Below are 21,244 nucleotides of genomic sequence, written 5' to 3' on the forward strand. Positions count from 1 at the left end.
CCCATCCTTTAACATCATGCCCTCCTCCCTTTCCGCCGCACCGCCCACAGCCTTCCATGCTGCCGCTGCGCCTCCTGCCATAGACGTCATGTTTGCCGTCACCTCCGCCTGGACCGTGTGCCTGGCCGTCACCCTGCATTCCCTGGCACGCCATTCCAACCCGGAACGGAACTACAGGCTGTGGGTGGTCCATGACGGGCTGGAAGAAGAAAACATGCAGGAACTGGACAAGGCCGTTTCCGGTTATCCGAACGCAGCCCTTCAGTTCATGACCATTCCCGGCAAGCTGGAACAGATGCTGCGCCGGAGGGACGTGAAACGCTTTTCCGCCCTGGCCTACGCGCGCCTGCTGGCACCCAGCCTGTTCCCCCGGCATTCCCGGATTGTCTATCTGGATGCGGATACGGTCCTGTATGCGGACGTAGCGGAGCTTTACGATACGGACCTCTGCGGGGCGGCCGTGGGCGCCGTACGGGATACGGGGCGGTGCTGAGCAGCCTGGTAGCGGGGTATCCGCGGCGCCAGCTCCGGAAACTTCAACCTTTGGGCCTGCACGATCCCTTCCACTATTTCAACTCCGGCGTGCTGGTCCTGGACCTGGACCGAATGAGGGAGGAGGATGCGGAAGTCCGCCTGCTCCACGTCATTGAAGAACACAATGAGCTCCTGGAACATCCGGACCAGGACGCGCTGAATATCGTCTTCCACCGGCAGATTTTTCCGCTGCCTGTTGAATGGAACTACCATTTCCAATTTGAACTGGGGAAAAACGGACTGGAAGAGTCCTGCGCAGGCACGGAATTCGCCGGGGTTTCCAACATCCACGCCACCTGCTCCTGGAAGCTTTTCCACATGATCGGCTCCAAAAAGCCCTGGCTGTTCCCGGAAAAATCAGAGGAATACATCGTGTCTGCGGCCGTCTGGTGGAAGCCGGCCATGGAAACGGCCTCCCTTCGGCCCCATCTGTCCCAATTGCTGGAGGAATTCACGCAATGGACGCGACGGCAATTGCGCCACAATCAATGGCACCTGCCGTTCTCCTTCGGGAACGGCTTCCGGAAACGCAAGGCCAGAATCAACCTGCTGAAACGCCTGCTGCGCGTCTTTGAAGGCGTATAGCCCCGCCGGCGGCAACAGGCGTTCGAGAAGAGCCGCAGTCTCCAATCACTCCGGCAGTTTGATGATTTCCCCCGTTTTAGGTTCCCGGTCTTTCAGAACCGGATTCAGGCGGATAATTTCCCCGGCGCGCTTTCCGTCCTTCAACCGGCTTTCAGCGATGGACGCCCGGGTTTCCCCGGCCTTCACCTGGTAATCCCGAGCTCCTTCTGCCGGGCACGCCTGTACGTACGCCACTTTTCCCACATCCACCACCTGGTCCCGGCCATTCAGGCGGAATACCAGCGTTTTCCGCTTTTCCTGCGGACGGCCGTAATCCGTGTACACTTCCGCGTACAGGGTAACGGGAGCCAGCATTTTCTGCGACCGGGTGCCGTAATAATGCGTCTGGACCAGATAGGGACCGGGAAGAGCCTTGCGCACCAGGTATTCTTCCGGCCCGTAGCCCTGCGTCACGTCACGGGACAAATGGCCGCCATGAGTGGTCAGCCGATGGGAGTAATAGCATTTTTCTCCGGTGATGTCCGTGACCCAAAGGTCCATGTCAGACGCATCTGTGTCCCAGTTGATGACCACGCGCAAATCAGCCTCCACCGGCTGGAGAAAGGCAGGGTTCAGCCCCCCGGTATCCAGCTTCACTCCCGCCGCCCTGCTCCGGGAAACAAGCCGGTTCAGTTCCACCAGCACAATCTGCTCCACGCCGGTGAAGCGGCGGGGCATCGGGCGTTCCAGCACCTCCCGGTACATGTCGAACGCCTTTTGGGATTCCCCCAGTTCATCCAGCACCAGCGCCAGATCCCGGTAGGACTGGGGTTCTTCCGGAAACAGCGTTTTTACGGTTTCAAAAATGAACCTGGCTTGCCGGAGTTCTCCCATGTAACGCAGCTTGTAGCCCAGCATGCGCAGCAGGGAACGGTTTTCCAGTTCCAGCTCCGCCAGGTTGGACAGAATCTGGACAGCCAGCGCCTTGTCCCCCTTCCCGGCAAACCAGTCAGAGCAGTCCATGTAAAAACCGGGGCTGTCCCCATACTTTTCCTTGAGTTTCATATAGACCGCAAAAGGGCGGTCAGCCGCATCCAGAGCCGCCAGATACGGAGCCTTGGAGTCCCACGCCTTCACGTTCATGACGGGGGAAGAACCGGCATCCTGTTCCCGCGCCTTTAGTCCATTTAATGTTTCTCCCCCTCCCAGGAACAGGGACCCTACCACCTCTTGATTTTCCGGAGCGGAATTCTCGTTCTCCAGCAGATCCGGGGAGGCGGAGTCCGGAGAACTCCCGGCTTCTGCACTAAAACTTCCGGACGCCCTGATGACAGCACCGGAATCTCCGGATATATTGTTACCTTGAACTATAACAGGCGCCGGAGCGGATTCCCCCGAATTTTCATCCTCCGGAGAGGATCCGGCCGGACGCTCCCAGAGAGAATCCACTTCCGCCAGCATGGCGCTCCTTCTTTCATCATAAGCGGCGGAGTAATAGGCAGTTTTTCTGCGGGCCACAGTCTCCGCACCCCTTCTTGCCGAAACATTTTCCGGAGCCTTTTCCAATATCCTGTTAAACAGGGAAAGGGCCTTATCGTAATCCCCAAGGTCATAAAAGCCGTAGGCCAGGCGGAGGCTTCCCGCTATGTCCGCAGGCTCCCTGTCCAGTTCTCTGTTCAAGTTTGCTCTTGCCTCAGCCAGCTCCCTGTCACGGGCAGCGTTTTCCCCAGAGGCTTTTTCAGCCTGTGCTTCTTTTTCCCGGAGGCGCCTTTCCATGACCGTGACGCCCTTCAAGGCCGTCCGGTTATTACGCTCATCCTTCAATACTTTCCGGTAGATTTCCAGCGCCTCCCGGTCATTGCCCCGGCACGTATGAATCAAGGCCTGTTTCAACCGGTCATCTTTCAAGACGCTTTCCATCTCTTCCGGATTGAAAAATTCCTTTGCGTACCATTTCTGCATTTCTTTCCAGGAAGCAAGGCACGCTTTCAAGCGGTTTAATCTTGCGGTCTCTTCAGCCATGTCCTCCTTCCGTTCGCGTTTCAGCATCCTCTTGTCATATTCCGCCCGCAATTCTGAAGCGGAAGCGGGAGGACGCACACCATATTTCAGGTATTGCTCCAGGGAGTCCAGCACCAGCAGAGAGGTACCGGGCGTCACGATTCCATATTCCATTCCCAGGTTCCCCACAGCTTCATCCCTAACGGCAGAGGGTGGACGGCAGAGAAGTTCCTGGAGCCTTGCCTGGGCATACAAGGCCCTCAGCATGGTTCCGGGCGTCCCCCCGGAGGCATCAGCCGCCACGGGAATTTCCACTCCGGCAACCTCCACCGTCCCGCGGTAGGAACCCGGCTCCAGTTCCGCCAGCAAAAGGACGGAATCCGATGGCATTCCAGGAATTTCATACCTTGAAAACGTCCTCCAGGGCATATTCCCCCTGTCAATAATGTAACGGATGGAAATTTCCCCCCTGACGAGGCGCTCCATCGCCTGCTCCGCCGTTTGACTGGCCAGGTCGATCACAGGAATGCCCATCCGGATGAACGTATTCGCATCCTTGCGCGGTGTCACCATCAGGGCGAAGGTTTTAGCGGAGCTAGTCCCCCGCTTTTCCGGCACGGGGCTGAAATTGATAAATCCATCACTGACAACCAGGCAGTCCGACGCCCCGGAACAAGCGCTCAGCTTTTCCCGAACAGCGCTCCAGTCACACGTGGCCCCGTCATAGTCCAGAGCCAGCAGTTCGCGGGCCAGCTCGTCCAGATTGTCCGGAGCGACCTCGAACGTTTTTGAAGGCATGATCCGGTCCCGGAAAACAGTCAGGTTGATGCGGGTTTGCCGCCCCTGCGTTCTGCCGCAAGCAAGATATCGTTTCAGAAAATCCAGGAATTTCCGGACATCCGCTCCTTTCATGGAACCGGAAGCGTCCCAAAGCAGCTCTATCGTGGGCGCGGCTTCCACGCCGCTCTTTCCGTCCGTCCGCTCAGGCCGGGGAATAATCACGGCGGCATAGTCCCTGCCGTCAAAGGACTCCACAAATACCTTCGCTCTCCCCGCATCTTTTCCCTGCGCACGCGGCAGGGAGATGAACAGGTCTTCCGTCAGGGACAGACCCTTCCATTCCTTTTCCGCCAGGAAGGCGCTGCACCAATCCTTGAATTCCACGTTGTCCAGCGGGGAGGAAACGACAACGGGCTTCCGGCCGGCGAACACTTCCACCCTCAGCTTGAGGGAATCCAGTTTCTCCTTGAAATTCATCGGAAGCTGCAGGGACGGCGCTCCTGCGGCATCCACGGGAAGAACCGTGGAATAGCGCAGCCGCACAGTGCGGGTTCCTCCCGCAGGAATGGGATATACGCGCGTCTTGAACATGTTGCCGCCGGACCATTCCACCAGTCCGGGATCAACCTGTTTGCGCACCTCTTCTTCAAACGCCACGCGCGCCTTTTGCCTGGGTACCGGCACGCCATCCACCATGCGGCCGTTGATGTCCAGCGCATACCCCTGTACGATGGCTCCAGCCGGGAGAGGGTACACCAATTCCCCTTCCATCACACGCGTGTTGGGGTTGTGAAAAACCAGCGTCACTTCCGTTTCCGCCAGGAAATCCATCACGCGAGACTTGATTTCCGCCCGGGAAATGGAAACGGGGCTCTCATCCGCGCGGCATTCCACTTTCATGGAAGGAGGAGGGAGAACAACGGAACGCAAGGAAGCCGTCTGGGCCAGAGAAACGCAGCAGGCAAGAATGCACAGGCAGAGAGAATATGTAAATTTCATCATTCTAGGGGGGGTGGGGAGAGATGGAAAAAGGCGGGCTTTCCCATCTCCCTCCCTTCCTACCACAAGGCACAGTCCAGGGCAAACTATTTGTTGTAAACGGCTCCCGCATGATTGCCCGCAAAAGGGCCAATCCCCCGGGAGGAAAGGAATCTGCCCTTCCCCGTTCAAAAGTGGAACCTGACGGCGGCAAACCAGGTCCATCCGCTGAAGCACCTGGCGCCTTCCGGCGCTCCGCTGGTCGTCGTATATTCCCCCCCTGCCATCAATTTCAGCATGTCCGGGTCTTCCGGGAAAAAATAATAATTCAGGCCGAAGTAAAAGGAGTTCATCGTGCTGACCCATTTGGGATAGGTGGTCACCGCGGGAACATAGCGGGCGTACATTTTCACGGCGTCCCGCCCATGGGAGAGCTGGTAGCGGAACACGCCTTCCAGATGCGGGGAAAACCTGTAGGAAGGCAATACCGCCAGGCCGTAAACATTCTCTCCCAGAGAGGTCCCCACCACGCGGAAGCCGGACATGAGTTCCGTCACCATGGAAAATTTCCCCCGGGACATGACCCAGTCCACCGCCGCCACATCCCGGGCGCCAAGCCCGGAGTAATAGGAATCCTCCGGCAGGGAGCGCCCCGCGTAATGGGTGAAGTTGTGGGCATACGTCAGCCAGACGCGGCTTTTCTCCCCCGGCAGAAAGCCGCGGGCGTCCAGATGGACGGAGGCCTTGGCAAAGGCATTGTCCGCCGTATTAAACCTGATTTCATGCGCCAGGCTGTCGCTGGTGTCGTTCAGGAAGACGGAAGCCTCCCACCCCACGGGCACGTCCTGCCGCGGGTTTTCCAGCACAACGCCCCAACTGGAGATGGTCCCGAGCTGGTTGACCAGGTCGGACCGTTCCAGGGTCTTGAGTTCACTGGCCGTCTCCCGGAATTCCGCCGTCATCTTGGAGGTGATTTTCCCGACGCGCGCAAAGAAGGAGGGATTGACCTTGTATTTCAGGTAGAGTTCAAAGATGCTCCAGTCCGTCTTCGTTCTTCTCCAGCGGCCATCCTCCACCTTGTACATGCCGTCCAGCTCCCCCATGTTGGTCAAACTGTGCAGCGTCAGGCGGTTTTTGAAGAAAACGGCTTCAAACCCTATCTGGAGCCTCCGCCATTCGTTTTCCCTGCCATGAGAGCCCTTGCGGAACCGGTTGGCTCCGGAAGGGGAGACCTGAGCCCCCTGGTACTGCCCCGTCAGCAGCAGCTTGAACTGGTTCAGGAACTCCGCGTCCTTGTTGTCATAGAGATAGGGCATCTTCTTCAGACGGGAGTACAAGCCATCCTCCGCCGGATGGGAAGGAGCCCTTACGGAGGCTCCGGGGCCCGCAGGCCCGGACGCCTGCCATGCCGAACCTTCCGCCCATACAGAGCCGTACCCCCCAGCCAGCGCGATCAGGAAAAAACAGCATACGCGGGCAAACATGTCTCATGAAAAGACATGTTCCGGACCGCTACGTGTTGAAGGTATGCCGGAGGATGCCACGCATGCGGCCCAATGCTCCGGACCGGGTTAATGCGGCGTGTGGGGCTCCAGCATCTGCTGGCGTTCCCGTTCCTTGTCCTTGGCCAAGCGGCGGGCCTCCTTGGTCAGGTACTGCTGCAAACGGAAGGCTTTCTGGCCCTTTTTCCGAACGACGTGCTCGGAAGTGCCGTCAGGCAAAATATTGCAGGCCTGCACGTTGTCCCTGAAACAGGCGTCCAGGATGGATTTGAGGCGGCGCGCCAGCTTCCCGTTGGTGACGGGCACCATGAGCTCCACCCTCTTGTCCAGATTGCGGGTCATCCAGTCCGCGCTGGCAATGAAGAGCTGGTGGTTGCCGCCGTGGTGGAAGAAGAAGATGCGCGCGTGCTCCAGATAGCGGTCCACAATGCTGACCACGCGGATCACCTTGCCGTTGGGCCGGGGGCCCGTTTTCAGGCAGCAGATGCCGCGCACGTTCAGTTCAATGTCCACCCCGGCGTCCGCGGCCCTGTACAGGGCGTCAATGATTTCCACATCCTGAAGGCTGTTCATCTTGGCGGAGATGCGGGCCGGTTCCCCCTGCCGTGCGCGCTCCGCCTCCCCTTCAATGAGTTCAATGAGGCGAGCCTTCATCAGCACCGGCGAGGGGTACAGCTTGCGGAAGCGCATGAGCTTGGTGCGTCCCGTTACGGAGTTGAAGAACTGGGAGGCATCCGCCCCCAATTGGTCGTCACAGGTGAGGTAGGAGATGTCCGTGTAAATCTTGGCGGTTGTTTCATTGTAGTTCCCCGTGCCGAAGTGGCAGTAACGCCGCAGCATGCCCTGCTCCCGGCGCACCACCAGGCATATCTTGGCATGGGTTTTCAGGCCCTTGACGCCGTAGACCACCTGCACGCCGGAACGCTGCAGTTCCTCCGCCTTTTCCAGGTTGCGGGCTTCGTCAAACCGGGCTTTCAGTTCCACCAGCGCCGTCACTTGCTTGCCGCTTTCCGCCGCCTTTTTCAAGGCGGCTACGATGCGGGAGTTTTTGGCGGTCCGGTACAGGACCTGCTTGATGGCGATGACGTCCGGGTCTTCCGCGGCTTCCTCCACCAGGCGCAGGACGGGTTCAAAGCTTTCATAGGGATGGTTGAGCAGGATGTCTCCGTTGGCGATGTTTTCAAAGATGCTGACGGCAGGGTCCACGGAGGGTGACGGCTGCGGGGACCATTGCTCCACTTTCAATTGGTCATTGCCGGGGGCAAAGGCCATTTCCATGAAGTCGGAAAGCATCAGGGGGCCCTTGAGGTCATACGTTTCCTCCTTCCCCGCGCCGACGATCTGCATGATCCTGTCATGCAGGGGGACGGGAGCGGAGGATTCTATTTCCAGCCTCACGCATTCGGAGAATTTGCGGGCCACCAGCACTTCCTCCATTTCATCCGCCAGGTCCAGGGCGTCCTCCTCCTGCACGGCAATGTCCCCATTGCGCGTGACGCGGAATACCGCGGCGGAGAGAACGGTTTCACCGGGGAAAACGGTGCCGATGCATTCCCGGACCAGGTCCTCCAGCATCACGTAGCGTTCCGTTTCCGCGGAAGGGACGGGCACGCGCCGCGGCAGGCCGTCCGGCAGGGCCACCACGCTGGCGCGGACCTCCCCGGTTTCATTGTCCCGCAGTTCCACGCCCATCAGCAGCTTGAGGGACGGCAGCGCGGGAGCCTCCGGCGCATCCATGTCCAGCGGCGTCAGCAGCGGGAATATCTGGTTGTTGAAGTATTGCTCCAGCGTCAGCTTCTGGGAAGTGCTGAGGTCCTCCATGGCCAGCGGATTGATGCCGTTGATTTCCATCCACGGCAGGATTTCTTCATGAAACAGGCGGTACTGGTCCTCAATCATGCGGCCCACGCGGGTGCGGATGTCCTTGAGCTGGCGGGTTGGGGTCAGCCCGGAAATGTCCTTCACGCGGGAGCCGGAATGCCGCAGCATCTGGAGGCCGCCCACGCGCACCATGAAGAACTCGTCCAGGTTGGAGGCGGTAATAGCCAGGAACTTCAGGCGTTCCAGCAGGGGAAGGTCCGTTCTCACGGCCTGGTCCAGCACGCGCTGGTTGAATTCCAGCCAGGAGAGCTCTCTGTTGATGTATTCGTTAGACATGGAGAAAATAAGGGATGGAAGTTTCTTGAATCAGCCTACCGCTGGGGCACCAGCACGACGTCATAACCGAAGATGTCCGCAAACAGGTCGCCCTTCAGCCGCAGCGCCAGGTCTTCCACGGCGGTTTCACGCACGCCCTGGAGCTCCAGCTCCAGCATCCGGCCCCGGATGCGCGCCCGGACGCCGTTCACGCGCTGGGCATGGCCGCGTTCCAGGGCGTCCGCCACGCGCAGGATGGCAGCCATCTTGGCTACGCGCATGCGGTCCGTCAGCTCCAGCTCCCCGTACATGGGGTCGGAATTGGCGGGCACCTCATGCCGATGGTAGCGGGCCAACAGGGCGATCGTTTCCACGTCGTCCCGGGAAAGGCCGAAGATTTCACTGTTCAGGATGATGTACTGGGAATGGAGCTGGTGGTCCTGCTGGCTGATGAAAGACCCCACCTCATGCAGGATGGAGGCCACCTCCAGCAGCAGCCGGTCGTGCTCGGAAAGGCGGTGCAGGTCCTGGAGCTGGTCAAACATTTCCATGCACAGGCGCGCCACATGCTCGCGGTGCCCCTTGTCCGCCTTGTACCTGTCCGCCAGAATCCCGGCGAAGTGGAGCACCTCCGCCTCCAGGTCCCCCGGATGCTGTTCCGCCCGGATCAGGCTGCTTGAGAATTCCTCGTCATAGCCGCTTCCGGGGATGATCACGTCATTCAGGTTCAGGCTGCGGGCAATCATCTCCGTCATCAGCACGGCGGGCAGAAGGGAATCCACCCCGGCAAAGTCCGCCCCGTAAACGTTCATGCGCTGCTCCAGGGTGGTGCGGGACATCCGTTCCGCTTCCGCCACCAAGGCGGAACACGCCACCTTGCCTTCCGGCGTGGGGTCCAGGCGGTCACGGAGCTGCTGCATCTCCTGGCCGATGACGATGAGCCCAGCGAGGCCCTTGACGCCGCCGTAATCCAGGCAAATCTGGTCCACCTGCCCGCGCATGTGCTCCCGTAGCAGGGAAAGTTCCGCCACATCGTCCCCGTATTCTATTTCTCCGACGGCCTCGCCCGTGCGGTGCGTCCCCAGCCGGTAGCAGGAATAGCGCACGATGCGCCCCTTTTGGAACAGGAGCACGCGGGTATTGCCCGGCCCCGTATGGACCACGAGCACCTTTTTCTTGCTGAATCCCGGGTATTGCGCCAGCGTTTCCTGCACCTTCACGTAAATGAGGCGCGTCATCTTGCCGTCGTCAATCCGGCGTCCCCGCAGGCCGTGGGCCACGTGCATGCGGTTGACGAACACGTCCACATTGTCCGCCTCGGAAATGATGTTGGAGATCATGAGCCGGACGGAAAGCCTGCTGCCGGTTCCGTATTCCTTGAGAATTTCCAGATAGTCTCCGATGATTTGCACGCAACGGTCCATGGTATGCCGGGAAATGCGGTGGAAACGGAAGATGTCCCGCGCCATGGGCACGGGCTGCTGGAGGAAGTCCAGCAGGCGAATCCTGTCCTGAACCACCTCAGCCACCATCAGGCTCATGGAGCTCGGCCCCAGGTAGATCACCGCCTGCGTTGATAATTCCGAATCCTGAACCTGCTCGCCTTGAATCATTGCCATACCATGTATTGTTTCCCAGCCGTGGAGCAAGAATGGCGGCGTGACAAAAGCGCCATCCCCGCCCGTTCCAGCAAGGGGCAGAATAAGGAATTTGCCTTTTGACGGCAAGAGATAAGCGCGGCTCCTTTTCCGGTCCGGAGGAACGGCCCTGCAGGGCGGCTATTTCCCGTAGGCTCCCAGCAGGGGAACCAGGCGCGGGGCAAACCTTTTCATGCAGAAGAAGAGCCCCGCCAGCACGGCGAAGATGACCGGAACCAGGCAGAGCCACAGGACGTCCCAGGCCTCCCCCTTCCACGTAATCCAGCCGCTTTCACGCAGCAGGATGATGACGATGTAGTGCGTGCCGAAGATGAAGAAGCACGCCGGGGCCAGCCCCGCCACCCATCTGGCCGCGCGCGGAAACCATTCCGTGAACAGAATGGCCAGGGACATCAGCCCCAGCATTCCCAGCGCAATAAGCATGGAGTTGTGCTGGTCCCGGTGGCCCACCAGCCACCAAGTGAGCGCGAGCGTGGCAAGCAGGAACGGCACCGCATACCGTCGCACGGATTCCGTCAGGAACGGAAGGGAGTAACGGGATACGTACATCCCCACCAGGAAAAAGCCCAGGCTGTTGGCGATAGGATAGTCATGATCCGCCAGGTCCAGCGCAAAGTAGTTCAGGGAGAGCATGATGATTCCCACCCAGAGCATGTAGTTCCCCATGCGGTACAGGAGGGGCGCTACAGCGGTATAAATGATGATGTCGCGCAGAAACCACATGGGGGCGTCCACCGGGTGCCCGGCAATGCCCAGGCAGCGGCCGAACGCCGCGAGGGCGGACCAGAAGCCGCTGCCCGCCTCCCCCTTCAGCCATGCATACATGGGCTGGTAGGAGGCGTAGTATTCATGAAGGGGGGACCAGCCGATCAGAACGGCCGCCGCCAGCCCCCACACCAGGTACGGGCGGAGAAGAAACCAGCTCCGCTTCCACAGGAAAAAGCTCCCCCCGTCCAGCGGACCGAACGAACCGCGCCCCACAAAGTAACCCGCCGCCAGCAGGAAAAAGGGAGTGCGCGCCGCCAGAAATTCCGCCCATATCCACCGGTAGAGCTCCGCCGAATAGAAGGCCATGTGGTTTGCAATAATCAGGATGCAGGCAATCACACGGGCCACATCCACCCACACCATCCGGTGCGTGGCCGTCCTCTCCAGAATTACGGGAGCGGGAATCTGGGCGTCCGGCGGCGTCATTCCCTTGCGGGGCTGGAGTTACAAAGGGGCGATGCCGAGCTGCTCCGGCAACGCGATGCGGGGGCGCTCCGTCACAATCAGGGGAGCCCCGTCCGTCACGATGACCGTGTGTTCAAAGTGGGCGGATGGCTTGCCGTCCGCCGTGACGACCGTCCAGCCGTCATCCAGAATCTTGACGGAAGGCCTGCCGGCGTTCACCATCGGTTCGATAGCCAGCGCCATGCCCTTTTTCAGGCGCGGAAGCTTGTAATGGGGGCGGTAGTTGGGAACCTGGGGCTCTTCATGCAGATGGCGGCCTATGCCATGGCCTACAAAGTCCCTGACCACGGTGTACCCGCGGGGACGCACAAAGCCCTCCACAGCCGCGCAGACGTCCGCCAGCAGCGCGCCGGGCCTCACCAGTTCAATGGCACGGAACAGGGATTCCTCCGTCACGGCCAGCAGGCGCAGCTTTTCCGGGTCCACCATGCCCACGGGCACGGTCATGGCGTTGTCTCCATGCCAGCCGTCCACAATGGCACCCACGTCCAGGCTCACGATGTCCCCGTTCTGGATGCGGCGCGGACCGCCGCTGCCGTGCACCACTTCCTCATTGATGGAAATGCAGAGCTGGCCGGGGAACCCGCGGTACTGGTAGAAGGAGTTGCCTACCTTGTGCTTCTTGAAGATTTCACGCGCGATGTCGTCTATTTCCCGCGTGGTGCGGCCCGCCTGGACCTCGGCTCCGATCTCCATCAAGATTTCCGCCGTTACAGCTCCGGCCTTTTGCATTTTGGCAACCTCGCCGGGAGACTTGATGTGGATTCGTTCTGCCATGGAATTCGTCTTTCTATTGCCGGTATTCTTCCAGCTTGCGGGCCAGGTCGCGGGAAACCTCGGCAGGTTCCCGTTCCTCGGTTACCGTCATTTTAACCACCAGGCCGCGGGCTTCGTAGTACCTGGCTACGGGCAGCGTCATGGCTTCAAAGTCTTTCCAGCGGCGGGCGAAGGCCTCCATGTTGTCATCCTTGCGGGAGACCATTTTGCCTCCGCATTTGGAGCATTCCTCTTCCGATGTCTGCACCACATGGCCGCACGTGGAGCATTCCCGGCGGTGCATGATGCGCTGTTCAATGAGTTCCCGGGCTACGTCCATCCAGACGACCACGTCCACGGAGGTTCCGCGCTGGGTCAGGAAATGGTCCAGGGCTTCCGCCTGCGCAACCGTGCGGGGATAGCCGTCCAGCAGCCATGCGTCATTGTCCATTTCCGAAAGCCAGCCGCGCACCATGTCGTTGACGATCTCGTCCGGAACCAGCATGGCCTTGTCCATATAGCCCAGGGCTTTCCGTCCCAGCTCCGTGCAGGATTCCACTTCCCGCCGCAGCAGGGAGCCGGTGCTCAGGGAGTTCAGGTTGAAAGTATCAGCCAGAAACCGGCCCTGGGTTCCTTTGCCGGATGCGGGAGGCCCAACCAGGATGAAATGCTTGAGATCCTTCATGTCTTTACTTTCGGAAGAGGGAATGGCGTTCCTTACTGCATGGCATTGTAGGCGATGGCACCAGCCAGCACCAGCAGGGCGATGACGACCCACATGACGGTGACCGTGCGGCTGCCTGCGGCGGCTCCGGTACCCTGGATGTGACCGTATTTGCCCTTGAGCTTGCCTTTTTTCAGGAAGCCATCGTAGTTGCGGGAGAGAAGAGTGGTTTCCACCTGGCGCATCATGTCAAGCAGCACGCCGACCAGAATCAGAAGGCTGGTGCCCCCGAAGAATTGGGTGACCAGGTAGGGGATGCTGCCCCCGATGTTCAGCAGGGAAGGCAGGAAGTAGATGAGGGTCAGGAATGCGGAACCGGCAAAGGTCAGCCTCTGCATGGTCTGGTCCAGGAAAAGGGCGGTGGGAGGTCCGGGGCGGATGCCGGGGATGTAGCCGCCGTTGCGCTTCAGGTCTTCCGCGATCTGGGAGGGCTGGAACATGGTAGCCACCCAGAAGTAGGAGAAGAAGAAGATCATGAGGCCGGAAATGATGTAGTAGCCGGAGGAAGCGGGGTTCATCCAGTCATTCATCTTGGTGGCGATCCACTGCAGCGTGGTGTTGTAGTGGGCGATCTGGGAGAAGAGCACCTGCGGAAGGGACAGGATGGCCGTGGCGAAGATGACGGGCATCACGCCGGAGTAGTTGAGCTTGAGCGGCAGGTACTGAGTGGCGCCGTTGAACATTTTATTGCCCATGACCCGTTTGGCGTATTGCACGGGTATGCGCCGCTGGGCCTGCGTTACCGTGACGACGAGCGCCACCACGATAATCAGGAAGGCGATCAGGGCCACGAGCAGCATGGCGCCCATCGGGACAACCGCGCCGTCCTTGTACACCAGCGTTTTCCAGGCCAGGGTCACCGCGCCCGGAAGGGCATGGATAATGTTGACGGAAATAATGAGGGAGACGCCGTTGCCGACGCCGCGCTCCGTAATCTGGTCGCCTATCCACATCAGGAACATGGTGCCCGCCACCATGATGAGCACCGTCATCAGGGCAAACTGCATGCCTGGGTCAATGACGAGCTGGCAGTCCGGAGGGATGTTGAGGCCCACGGCTTTCAAACGGTCCGGATGTTCCAATGTACCGACCAGGAACCAGCCCTGCACAATGGCGATGACGATGGCAATGGCGCGCGTCCATTTGGTCATCTTCTGGCGGCCTCCCTCTTCCCGCACCATCTTGGCCCACTGGGGAACCACCGCGGAAAGGAGCTGGGTCATGATGGAAGCGGAGATGTAGGGCATGATGCCCAGCGCAAAAATGCCGCACTGCTGCAGGCCGCCGCCGGAAAAGATGGTCAGCACGGTAGCCAGGCCCGCGCCGGGGCCGCTGGCATTCGCGGAGGCTTCAATCACTTTCTGCAGCTCCATGACGTCAATGCCCGGCAGGGGTATCTGTACCCCCAGGCGGACGACGACGATCATCGCCAGTGTGAACAAAATCCGGTGCCTGAGCTCCGGTACTTTCATGGAGTTTGCAAATGCGGATATCATGGTCCTGTAATATAGAAGTTGTCGCGCAGCTTGGCTTGCATGTCACGGCGGCTTGTACCCGGGGCATCCATGGGGACCGCAACAGTAAACACAATGATGCGAACCGGGTCAAGCTGCATGACCCGGTTCGCCAAATGTGATTAGGCTTCGCTGAGCACGGTGACGGTGCCACCGGCCTGAGTCACCTTTTCGCGGGCGCTGGCGCTCACGAAGTCCACGACTACGTTCAGGCTTTTGGTCAGGGTGCCGTTGCCGAGAAGTTTCACGGCGTCACAGGGACCTTGAACGAGCTTGGCTGCACGCAGGGTGTTTTCATCAACCGTAGCGCCGGCTTCAAACACGCGTTCGAGCTGGGAGAGGTTGACGATGAGGATTTTGTCCTGGAAGCGGGTGTTGTTGAACCCCTTCTTGGGCAGACGGCGGTGAAGGGGCATCTGGCCGCCTTCAAATCCCGGGCGGATGGAGCCGCCGGAACGGGCCTTCTGGCCCTTGTTGCCTTTGCCGCAGGTCTTGCCGAGACCGGAGCTTTCCCCGTTGCCGAGGCGCTTCCTGCGGTGCTTGGCTCCCGGATTGGGCTTAATCGTATGAAGCTGTAACATGTTATTTACAATGGTTGGATTTCGTGGAGGCGGCGGCACGGGGCGACCGCCTCCTGGTCAGATTAGATGGCCTTTTCCTTCTTCTTGCCGCGGTCGGCAAGAACCTGGTCGCTCGTGCGCAGGGAAGCGAGAGCCTGCAGGGTAGCCTTCACCACGTTGGCATGGTTGGAGGAACCGAGGGATTTGGCAACGATGTCACGCACGCCGGCTGCTTCCAGCACGGCACGGATGGTGTTGCCGGCAATGAGGCCGGTACCGGGGGAGGCGGGCTTCAGGAGCACCTTGCCGCCGCCGAATTCGGAGTAGACTTCATGCGGAATCGTGCCGTTGGCGATGGAGACCGGGCGAAGCTGGCGCTTGGCGGCTTCCGTAGCCTTGCGGATGGCGTCTGCCACTTCATTGGCCTTGCCGAAGCCGAAGCCTACGCGGCCTTCCATGTCGCCGCTCACGACGAGGGCGGAGAAGGAGAAGCGGCGGCCGCCCTTGACGACCTTGGCGCAACGGTTGATGAACACAACCTTTTCAGCGAGCTGGGGGCCTTCTTCCACGGGAGCTTCAGCCTGGGGGCCACGGCGTCCGTCACGGCGGGGACCACGGGGTCCGCGGCCATTCTGGCCGTCACGGCGGGGTCCGCGGGGACCGCGGAAGTCGCGGCCGCCCTGTGCGGGTTGCTGCGCTTGAGCGGGAGCGGCGGCTTCCGTAGCAGGAGCAGTGTTTTCCGTTTCGTTATTCATTTAGGGAATCTTTCAATTAGAATTTCAAACCAGTTTCGCGGGCGGCATCGGCCAGGGCCTTCACCTTGCCGCAGAACTTGAAGCCACCGCGGTCGAAGACGACTTCAGTGACATTGGCGGCCTTCGCACGTTCACCAATCAGGTTGCCTACCTTGGTGGCAGAGGCGCGGTTGGCGAGCTTGGAAGGATCGGCGATGGAGGCATCGGCCGTGGAAGCGGAGCAGATGGTCTTGCCCACCGTGTCGTCGATGATCTGGGCATAGACGTGACGGTTGGAGAAATAGACAGCCAGGCGGGGGCGGGAAGCCGTTCCGGAGAGCTTTCTGCGGATGCGGCGGCGAACCTTGGCGCGGATGGCTTTGCGATTGATAGTACTCATCGTGTATAAATATGTTGTAATAGTTATTACCTGAATTACTTACCGACGCTCTTGCCTTCCTTGCGGCGGATAACTTCACCGGCGAAGCGCACGCCCTTGCCCTTGTAGGGTTCCGGGGGATAGTACGCACGGACTTCAGCGGCAAACTGGCCTACGACCTGCTTGTCGATGCCTTCGACCGTCACTTTCGTGTTTTCGGTCACGGTCACCTTGAGGCCTTCGGGAATTACCTGGTTGATCGGATGGGACTTGCCCAGGTTCAGGTCCAGGATGTTGCCCTTCACGGCGGCGCGGAAACCGACGCCGACGATTTCAAGGTTTTTGACGAAGCCTTCGGAAACGCCGATGACCATGTTGTTCAACAGGGAACGGTTCGTGCCGTGCAGGGCGCGAAGCTGGCGGCTTTCGCCAGCGCGGTCAACGGAAAGCTGATTGCCTTCAACGGAGGCGGTGATGCCTTCCGGAAGCGTCCAGGAAAGCTTGCCTTTGGGGCCTTCCACCTGAACGGAAGAGCCGTTAACCTTTACCGTTACCTTGTCCGGCAATGTGATGGATTTTTTACCAACTCGGGACATATGTTTAGGAAATGTTAATGGTTACCATACAAGGGCGAGAAGTTCGCCGCCGATGCTCTGCTTGCGCGCCTGCGCACCGGTCATCACACCACGGGAGGTGGAGACGATGGCAATGCCAAGCCCACTGAGAACGCGGGGAATGTCCTCGGAAGAAACGTACTGGCGGCGGCCCGGCTTGGAGCTGCGCTTCACGTCGGTGACGACCGGCTTGCCCTGGGGGGTAAATTTGGTCTTCACCTTGATTTGCTTCTTGGTTCCTTCACCGGTCACTTCATAGTTCCAGATGTAGCCTTCTTCCTGCAGAATCCGGGCGATTTCCACCTTGATGTTGGAGCAGGGAGCGGTAAATTCCTCGTTGCCGGCCAGGCTGGCGTTTTTCAGGCGGGTGAGGAAGTCGGAAATGGGGTCACTTAATACGGCCATGGTAAGAAATAGTTAGGCGTTAGCGGTTTGAGTTTCTTCGGCCTTCTTCGGTTCACGCATGGGAACGCCCAGACCGCGAAGCAGGTCGCGGCCTTCATCGTCCGTAGGAGCGGAAGTCACGAAAATGATGTCGAAGCCGATCTGACGCTTGATCTGGTCAAGTTCGATTTCGGGGAAGATGGACTGGTCGGAGATACCGATGGCATAGTTCCCGTTGCCGTCAAAGGACTTGTAGGGAAGGCCGCGGAAGTCGCGGATGTTCGGAGCCGTCACGTTGATGAAGCGGTCCAGGAATTCCCACATGCGGGTGCCGCGCAGCGTTACGCGGGCTCCCAGAGGTTCGCCTTCACGCACCTTGAAGTTGGCCACGCTCTTGCGGGCGAAGGTGACGGACGGCTTTTGTCCGGTAATTTTAGCGATTTCATTGACGGCATCTTCCACGGCCTGTTTGCGGTCCGGGTGCTTGCCCATGCAGGAGGTGACAACGATCTTCTCCAGGCGGGGAATCTGATGCACGTTCTTGTATGCATGCTTCGCTTGAAGGCCGGGAACGACCTTTTCACGGTAGTATGTTTGCAGTGTTGGTGTACTCATTGTTTTAGCGGGTCAGCTCTTTATTAATGATTTATGTGGCTTAAGCGCAGGGTCAGGCCGGAGGCCTAGCCTACTTTTTTCACGTTGGAGATGTGAATCGGGCCGTTAATCTCCTGAATGCCGCCTTCCGGGTTCTGTTCCGTCGGGCGCACAGCCTTTTTCAGGGTGCGGACGCCTTCTACGATGACAGTACCTTTGGAAGCATTCACGGCGAGAACGGTGCCGCGCTTGCCCTTGTGGTTACGTCCGGCGATGATTTCTACTTCATCACCTTTTTTCACGTGGGTCTTCATATATGACTATTTCTTACGCGTTTATGCGATTAAGATCTACCACCCCCTTGGTGGTAGGGCAGGAAGAGTATTATAGGATAGGCCTTTTCGTCAAGCCCGCATCCTAAAAAAATCGTTTTACCGCCCCTGCGCCAATGTGGAACGATCAATGGAGAAGCGCCCCGGCCTGCAAAAGACACCGGGCCCGGTTTCCGAACCGCCGGAACGGTTTTATTCATCATCCGTAGGAATCTCCGCTCCCTGCCAGCGCAGCTTGGCCCTCAAGAGAGCGCCGAAGTTCTGTTTGCGGAGATGAACCAGGGAGAGGGTTTCCGGAGCTTTCCGGATCACGAGGCTTTCTCCCACTTCAATGGGATAGGCGGAACGGCCGTCCAGGGAATAAACCATGGAATCAAAGCGGCCGCGGCGCTCGCGGGGCCGCAGGCGTATGGTCATGGTGTCCGGAAGCACCACGGAACGGTTGGTCAGGCTGTGCGGGCAGATGGGGGTGACGCACACCACGCGGGACATGGGCCATACCAGCGGCCCTCCGGCGGAAAGGGAGTACGCCGTGGAGCCGGTGGGGGTGGAGACCAGAACGCCGTCCGCATGGTAGCGGTTCAGCAGTTCTCCGTCTATCTCGGCATCCAGGTCCACCATCTTGCCGGACTGGGCGCGGATGAGGGAGACTTCATTCAGCGCCAGCTTGCGGGGAGGGACTGCGACACCGTCCACGCCCATCCGGACCACCTCCAGCATGGAGCGCTCGTCCGTCAGGAAGGAACCCTCCTGGAGGGCGTACGCCAGCAGCGGCAGCTCCTGTACGGAACAGGTGGTCATGAATCCCAGGCGTCCCAGGTTCACGCCCGCCAGGGGCACGTGGTGCGCAGCCGCCAGAGAGGAGACGGTCAGCATGGTGCCGTCCCCGCCGAAGGTTACCAGCATGCTACACCGGACAATGGCCTGTTCCAGGGCATCCGGCGTCTCAATGACGCAGGACCCCAGCCCGTGGCGGGAAAGCTCGCGGCGCATGATGCGCAGCGCTTCCCCCAGTCCCGGTTTTTCCGCCAACGCGACCAGGCCGATTACCTTGGAAGGATTCATGCGGGCAAGCATACTGCATTTTCCCGCGCCGCTCAACTGGTAAACCACGGCAGGGGGAAAGATTCCTTCCGGGCATCCCTATCCATTAAATTTCAATTCCTGTTTCTTTTTTGTTATACAAGATTATAAACATGTGTTAAAGATAAAAAGCGTGAATTGGTCCCTCCCCGTCCTGCTGCTTTTTCTGATGCCGGGCTGTTCCACTACGGAGAAGTGCGGCCAGAAAACGGCCCCGGCCGTACAGGCGACAGAGGCGCATGTAAAAAATGCGCCCTACCGGGTGAGGGGGAAAAGATATACTCCCATGAGCGTCGCAGACGCCCTGCAATACAGTGAAACCGGCTATGCCTCCTGGTATGGCGGGAAAGGACGCAGCATGAAGACATCCTCCGGAGAGTACATCAATCCCCAGCGGTCCATGACGGCGGCCCACAAAACCCTGCCGATGCCGTGCAAGGTGAAAGTCACCTGCCTGGCCACGGGCAAATCAGCCGTCGTCAGGATCAACAACCGAGGCCCCTTTCACAGCAACCGCCTGATAGACCTGACCGCGTCCGCCGCAAGCCGCATCGGCCTGCACAGCCGCGGCGTATCCAAGGTCCGTCTGGAAGTCATTTCAGTGGGTGACGGCCCGTACGAGGTTTTCGCCCGTTAATCCCTTTTATCATTTCCCGTATCTCTACTTTCTCCATCCATGATTCCGCCCCGCATTCTCCTTGCCGGCCTGGCATGCCTGTGCCCGTTCACCCTGGCTCAGAAGCTCAAATCGGATCCCCACAAAACGCTGATCATCATTTCCACCAGCGATATGCACGGCAATCTGGAAAAATTCCCCAAACTGGCCACGCTGGTAAAACAGTACCGCGCCAAATACCCGCACGTGCTGCTGGTGGATTCCGGAGATTATTTCATGGGCAACCCCTATGTGGACGACTGGGAAAAACGGGGCGAACCCCTGACTGTCCTGATGAACAAGCTTAAGTACGACATCGTGACCATCGGGAACCATGACCTGGATTACGGGCAGGAAGCCCTGCGGGACCACATTAAGGGGATGCCCGGCACCAAGTTTGTCGTTACCAACGTCAATCCCTCCCCCACGCTGGAAAATTGTTTTTCCCCGTATGCCAGCATCCCCATCAAGGGCACGCCGATTTCCATAGGGTTCATCGGCCTGGTGGACCTACAGACCACGGACGTCCGCAGGATGAGCGGCATTTCATGGAAACTGCCGGATGAAGAGGATTACAAGGGCATCACGGACAGGTTCCGCCTGCACCATAACACCATCAATGTCATCCTCAGCCACCTGGGATACGACCACGATCTGAAAATGATGAAGTATTCTCCGAATATCGACGTCATTCTGGGTGGCCATACTCATGTGATGCTTCCGCACGGCCATCTCAGAACCGGAACGCTGCTCAGCCACACGGGCCACAGACTGAGCCATGCAGGCGTTACGGAAATCACCTTCTCCACGGAAAAACCCGCCTCCATCCTTTCCAAGTCCACGAAGGCCGTTTCCCTGGACGAAAGGATTCCCAGCGACCCGGAAGTAGAGAAGATTGTCCAGCAGTTCACCGGAAACCCGTTCTTCAACCAGCAGGTGGGCGTCGCCGGGGAGGATATCACGCACGTCACCGTAGGCACCTTTTTCTGCAAAGCCATCCAGCAGGCCTCCCATTCGGACATTGCCATTTACAACTGCGGCGGCGTACGGGCCAGAAGCCATCTCTGCAAGGGCCCCATCAAGATCAAGGATATTTATGAAATGGAGCCCTTCCGGGAAAAGGTCGTCACCTGCTCCATGAGCAAGGCGGACATTGAACAACTGATTCTGTCCAAATTCATGTCCCCGTCCGATGACGAAGGAGGCATTCTGGAAGTTTACTGCTCCGGCTTTTCCTACCAGATTATGGACGGCGTTACGCCAAGCATCACCAGCACCTTGAAAAACGGCGTCATTTACACTGTCGCGATGGGCGACTACCTGTGCAACAATTTCAAATTCCCTCAAAAGGGAAACGGCAAACCGACGGGAATAAGCGTCCGTTCAGCCCTGATCGAATATCTGAAACAAATCAAGGAGCTTTTCAATCCGCCGCCGCCCAAACTGCCCATCATCAAAGATACGACGTTCGCCCTGTAAGCGGCACGGGAACCGCATGCCGCAGGGCGGCGGGATGGATTGAACAAGCT

At 59.2% G+C, this 21,244-nt stretch carries 20 protein-coding genes; 4 read left to right on the forward strand and 16 right to left on the reverse strand.

What is annotated here, in order from left to right; genetic code table 11:
• The first annotated feature begins 16 nt into the window (after positions 1 to 16).
• Both M8N44_RS13945 and M8N44_RS13950 read left to right on the forward strand, forming a co-directional pair.
• On the forward strand, positions 17 to 493 hold the full coding sequence (locus M8N44_RS13945) for a glycosyltransferase (RefSeq protein ID WP_283938720.1): 477 nt from the start codon (positions 17 to 19) through the stop codon (positions 491 to 493).
• Positions 487 to 1,119 carry a glycosyltransferase family 8 protein gene (locus M8N44_RS13950; RefSeq protein WP_343207016.1) on the forward strand — a complete coding sequence of 211 codons (633 nt, stop codon included), beginning with the start codon at positions 487 to 489 and terminating at the stop codon, positions 1,117 to 1,119. Before M8N44_RS13945 ends, M8N44_RS13950 begins: the two co-directional genes overlap by 7 nt.
• Positions 1,120 to 1,164: 45 nt before the next feature.
• On the opposite strand, the gene M8N44_RS09435 is transcribed toward M8N44_RS13950, so the two are convergent.
• The 16 genes from M8N44_RS09435 to M8N44_RS09510 all read right to left on the reverse strand — a co-directional run bounded on the left by M8N44_RS09435 (position 1,165) and on the right by M8N44_RS09510 (position 19,042).
• Entirely contained in the window at positions 1,165 to 4,881 is a 3,717-nt protein-coding gene (locus M8N44_RS09435; protein WP_164917405.1) for a VIT domain-containing protein, read from the reverse strand.
• 164 nt (positions 4,882 to 5,045) lie between these two features.
• Entirely contained in the window at positions 5,046 to 6,341 is a 1,296-nt protein-coding gene (locus M8N44_RS09440; protein WP_022396886.1) for a hypothetical protein, read from the reverse strand.
• An 87-nt stretch (positions 6,342 to 6,428) separates the two neighbouring features.
• Complete coding sequence (ppk1, locus tag M8N44_RS09445) at positions 6,429 to 8,516, reverse strand: polyphosphate kinase 1 (RefSeq protein WP_046434442.1); 2,088 nt, start codon at positions 8,514 to 8,516, stop codon at positions 6,429 to 6,431.
• Positions 8,517 to 8,551: 35 nt separating this feature from the next.
• Entirely contained in the window at positions 8,552 to 10,114 is a 1,563-nt protein-coding gene (locus M8N44_RS09450; protein WP_102721107.1) for an HD domain-containing protein, read from the reverse strand.
• 159 nt (positions 10,115 to 10,273) lie between these two features.
• A complete protein-coding gene (locus M8N44_RS09455; protein WP_102728586.1) occupies positions 10,274 to 11,347 on the reverse strand; it encodes an acyltransferase family protein in 1,074 nt (357 codons plus the stop codon).
• 18 nt (positions 11,348 to 11,365) lie between these two features.
• Entirely contained in the window at positions 11,366 to 12,163 is a 798-nt protein-coding gene (map, locus tag M8N44_RS09460; protein WP_022396882.1) for a type I methionyl aminopeptidase, read from the reverse strand.
• A gap of 13 nt (positions 12,164 to 12,176) precedes the next feature.
• Positions 12,177 to 12,827, reverse strand: a complete 651-nt coding sequence (locus tag M8N44_RS09465; RefSeq protein ID WP_022396881.1) for an adenylate kinase family protein — start codon at positions 12,825 to 12,827, stop codon at positions 12,177 to 12,179.
• Between the two features lie 32 nt (positions 12,828 to 12,859).
• Positions 12,860 to 14,338, reverse strand: coding sequence for a preprotein translocase subunit SecY (gene secY / locus M8N44_RS09470; RefSeq protein WP_022396880.1), 1,479 nt, complete (start codon positions 14,336 to 14,338; stop codon positions 12,860 to 12,862).
• A gap of 164 nt (positions 14,339 to 14,502) precedes the next feature.
• The gene (gene rplO / locus M8N44_RS09475; protein ID WP_022396878.1) at positions 14,503 to 14,961 is read right to left on the reverse strand and encodes a 50S ribosomal protein L15; all 459 of its coding nucleotides are present in this window, start codon (positions 14,959 to 14,961) and stop codon (positions 14,503 to 14,505) included.
• A 62-nt stretch (positions 14,962 to 15,023) separates the two neighbouring features.
• On the reverse strand, positions 15,024 to 15,695 hold the full coding sequence (gene rpsE, locus M8N44_RS09480; RefSeq protein ID WP_102721104.1) for a 30S ribosomal protein S5: 672 nt from the start codon (positions 15,693 to 15,695) through the stop codon (positions 15,024 to 15,026).
• A 16-nt stretch (positions 15,696 to 15,711) separates the two neighbouring features.
• The gene (rplR, locus tag M8N44_RS09485) at positions 15,712 to 16,074 is read right to left on the reverse strand and encodes a 50S ribosomal protein L18 (protein ID WP_102728585.1); all 363 of its coding nucleotides are present in this window, start codon (positions 16,072 to 16,074) and stop codon (positions 15,712 to 15,714) included.
• A 35-nt stretch (positions 16,075 to 16,109) separates the two neighbouring features.
• The gene (gene rplF / locus M8N44_RS09490) at positions 16,110 to 16,649 is read right to left on the reverse strand and encodes a 50S ribosomal protein L6 (protein WP_102721103.1); all 540 of its coding nucleotides are present in this window, start codon (positions 16,647 to 16,649) and stop codon (positions 16,110 to 16,112) included.
• 21 nt (positions 16,650 to 16,670) lie between these two features.
• Positions 16,671 to 17,072, reverse strand: a complete 402-nt coding sequence (rpsH, locus tag M8N44_RS09495; RefSeq protein WP_022396874.1) for a 30S ribosomal protein S8 — start codon at positions 17,070 to 17,072, stop codon at positions 16,671 to 16,673.
• 12 nt (positions 17,073 to 17,084) lie between these two features.
• Positions 17,085 to 17,666, reverse strand: coding sequence for a 50S ribosomal protein L5 (rplE, locus tag M8N44_RS09500; protein WP_102728584.1), 582 nt, complete (start codon positions 17,664 to 17,666; stop codon positions 17,085 to 17,087).
• Positions 17,667 to 17,731: 65 nt separating this feature from the next.
• Positions 17,732 to 17,959 carry a 50S ribosomal protein L24 gene (gene rplX / locus M8N44_RS09505; RefSeq protein ID WP_022396872.1) on the reverse strand — a complete coding sequence of 76 codons (228 nt, stop codon included), beginning with the start codon at positions 17,957 to 17,959 and terminating at the stop codon, positions 17,732 to 17,734.
• Positions 17,960 to 18,169: 210 nt separating this feature from the next.
• On the reverse strand, positions 18,170 to 19,042 hold the full coding sequence (locus tag M8N44_RS09510) for an NAD(+)/NADH kinase (RefSeq protein ID WP_180971546.1): 873 nt from the start codon (positions 19,040 to 19,042) through the stop codon (positions 18,170 to 18,172).
• Positions 19,043 to 19,193: 151 nt separating this feature from the next.
• Between M8N44_RS09510 and M8N44_RS09515 the strand changes: the two genes are divergently transcribed.
• Complete coding sequence (locus tag M8N44_RS09515) at positions 19,194 to 19,697, forward strand: septal ring lytic transglycosylase RlpA family protein (protein WP_102721102.1); 504 nt, start codon at positions 19,194 to 19,196, stop codon at positions 19,695 to 19,697.
• A gap of 39 nt (positions 19,698 to 19,736) precedes the next feature.
• On the forward strand, positions 19,737 to 21,194 hold the full coding sequence (locus M8N44_RS09520) for a bifunctional metallophosphatase/5'-nucleotidase (protein ID WP_102721101.1): 1,458 nt from the start codon (positions 19,737 to 19,739) through the stop codon (positions 21,192 to 21,194).
• The last annotated feature ends 50 nt before the right edge of the window (positions 21,195 to 21,244 follow it).

Source organism: Akkermansia massiliensis, assembly GCF_023516715.1.
In the GTDB taxonomy this organism is placed as follows: domain Bacteria; phylum Verrucomicrobiota; class Verrucomicrobiia; order Verrucomicrobiales; family Akkermansiaceae; genus Akkermansia; species Akkermansia massiliensis.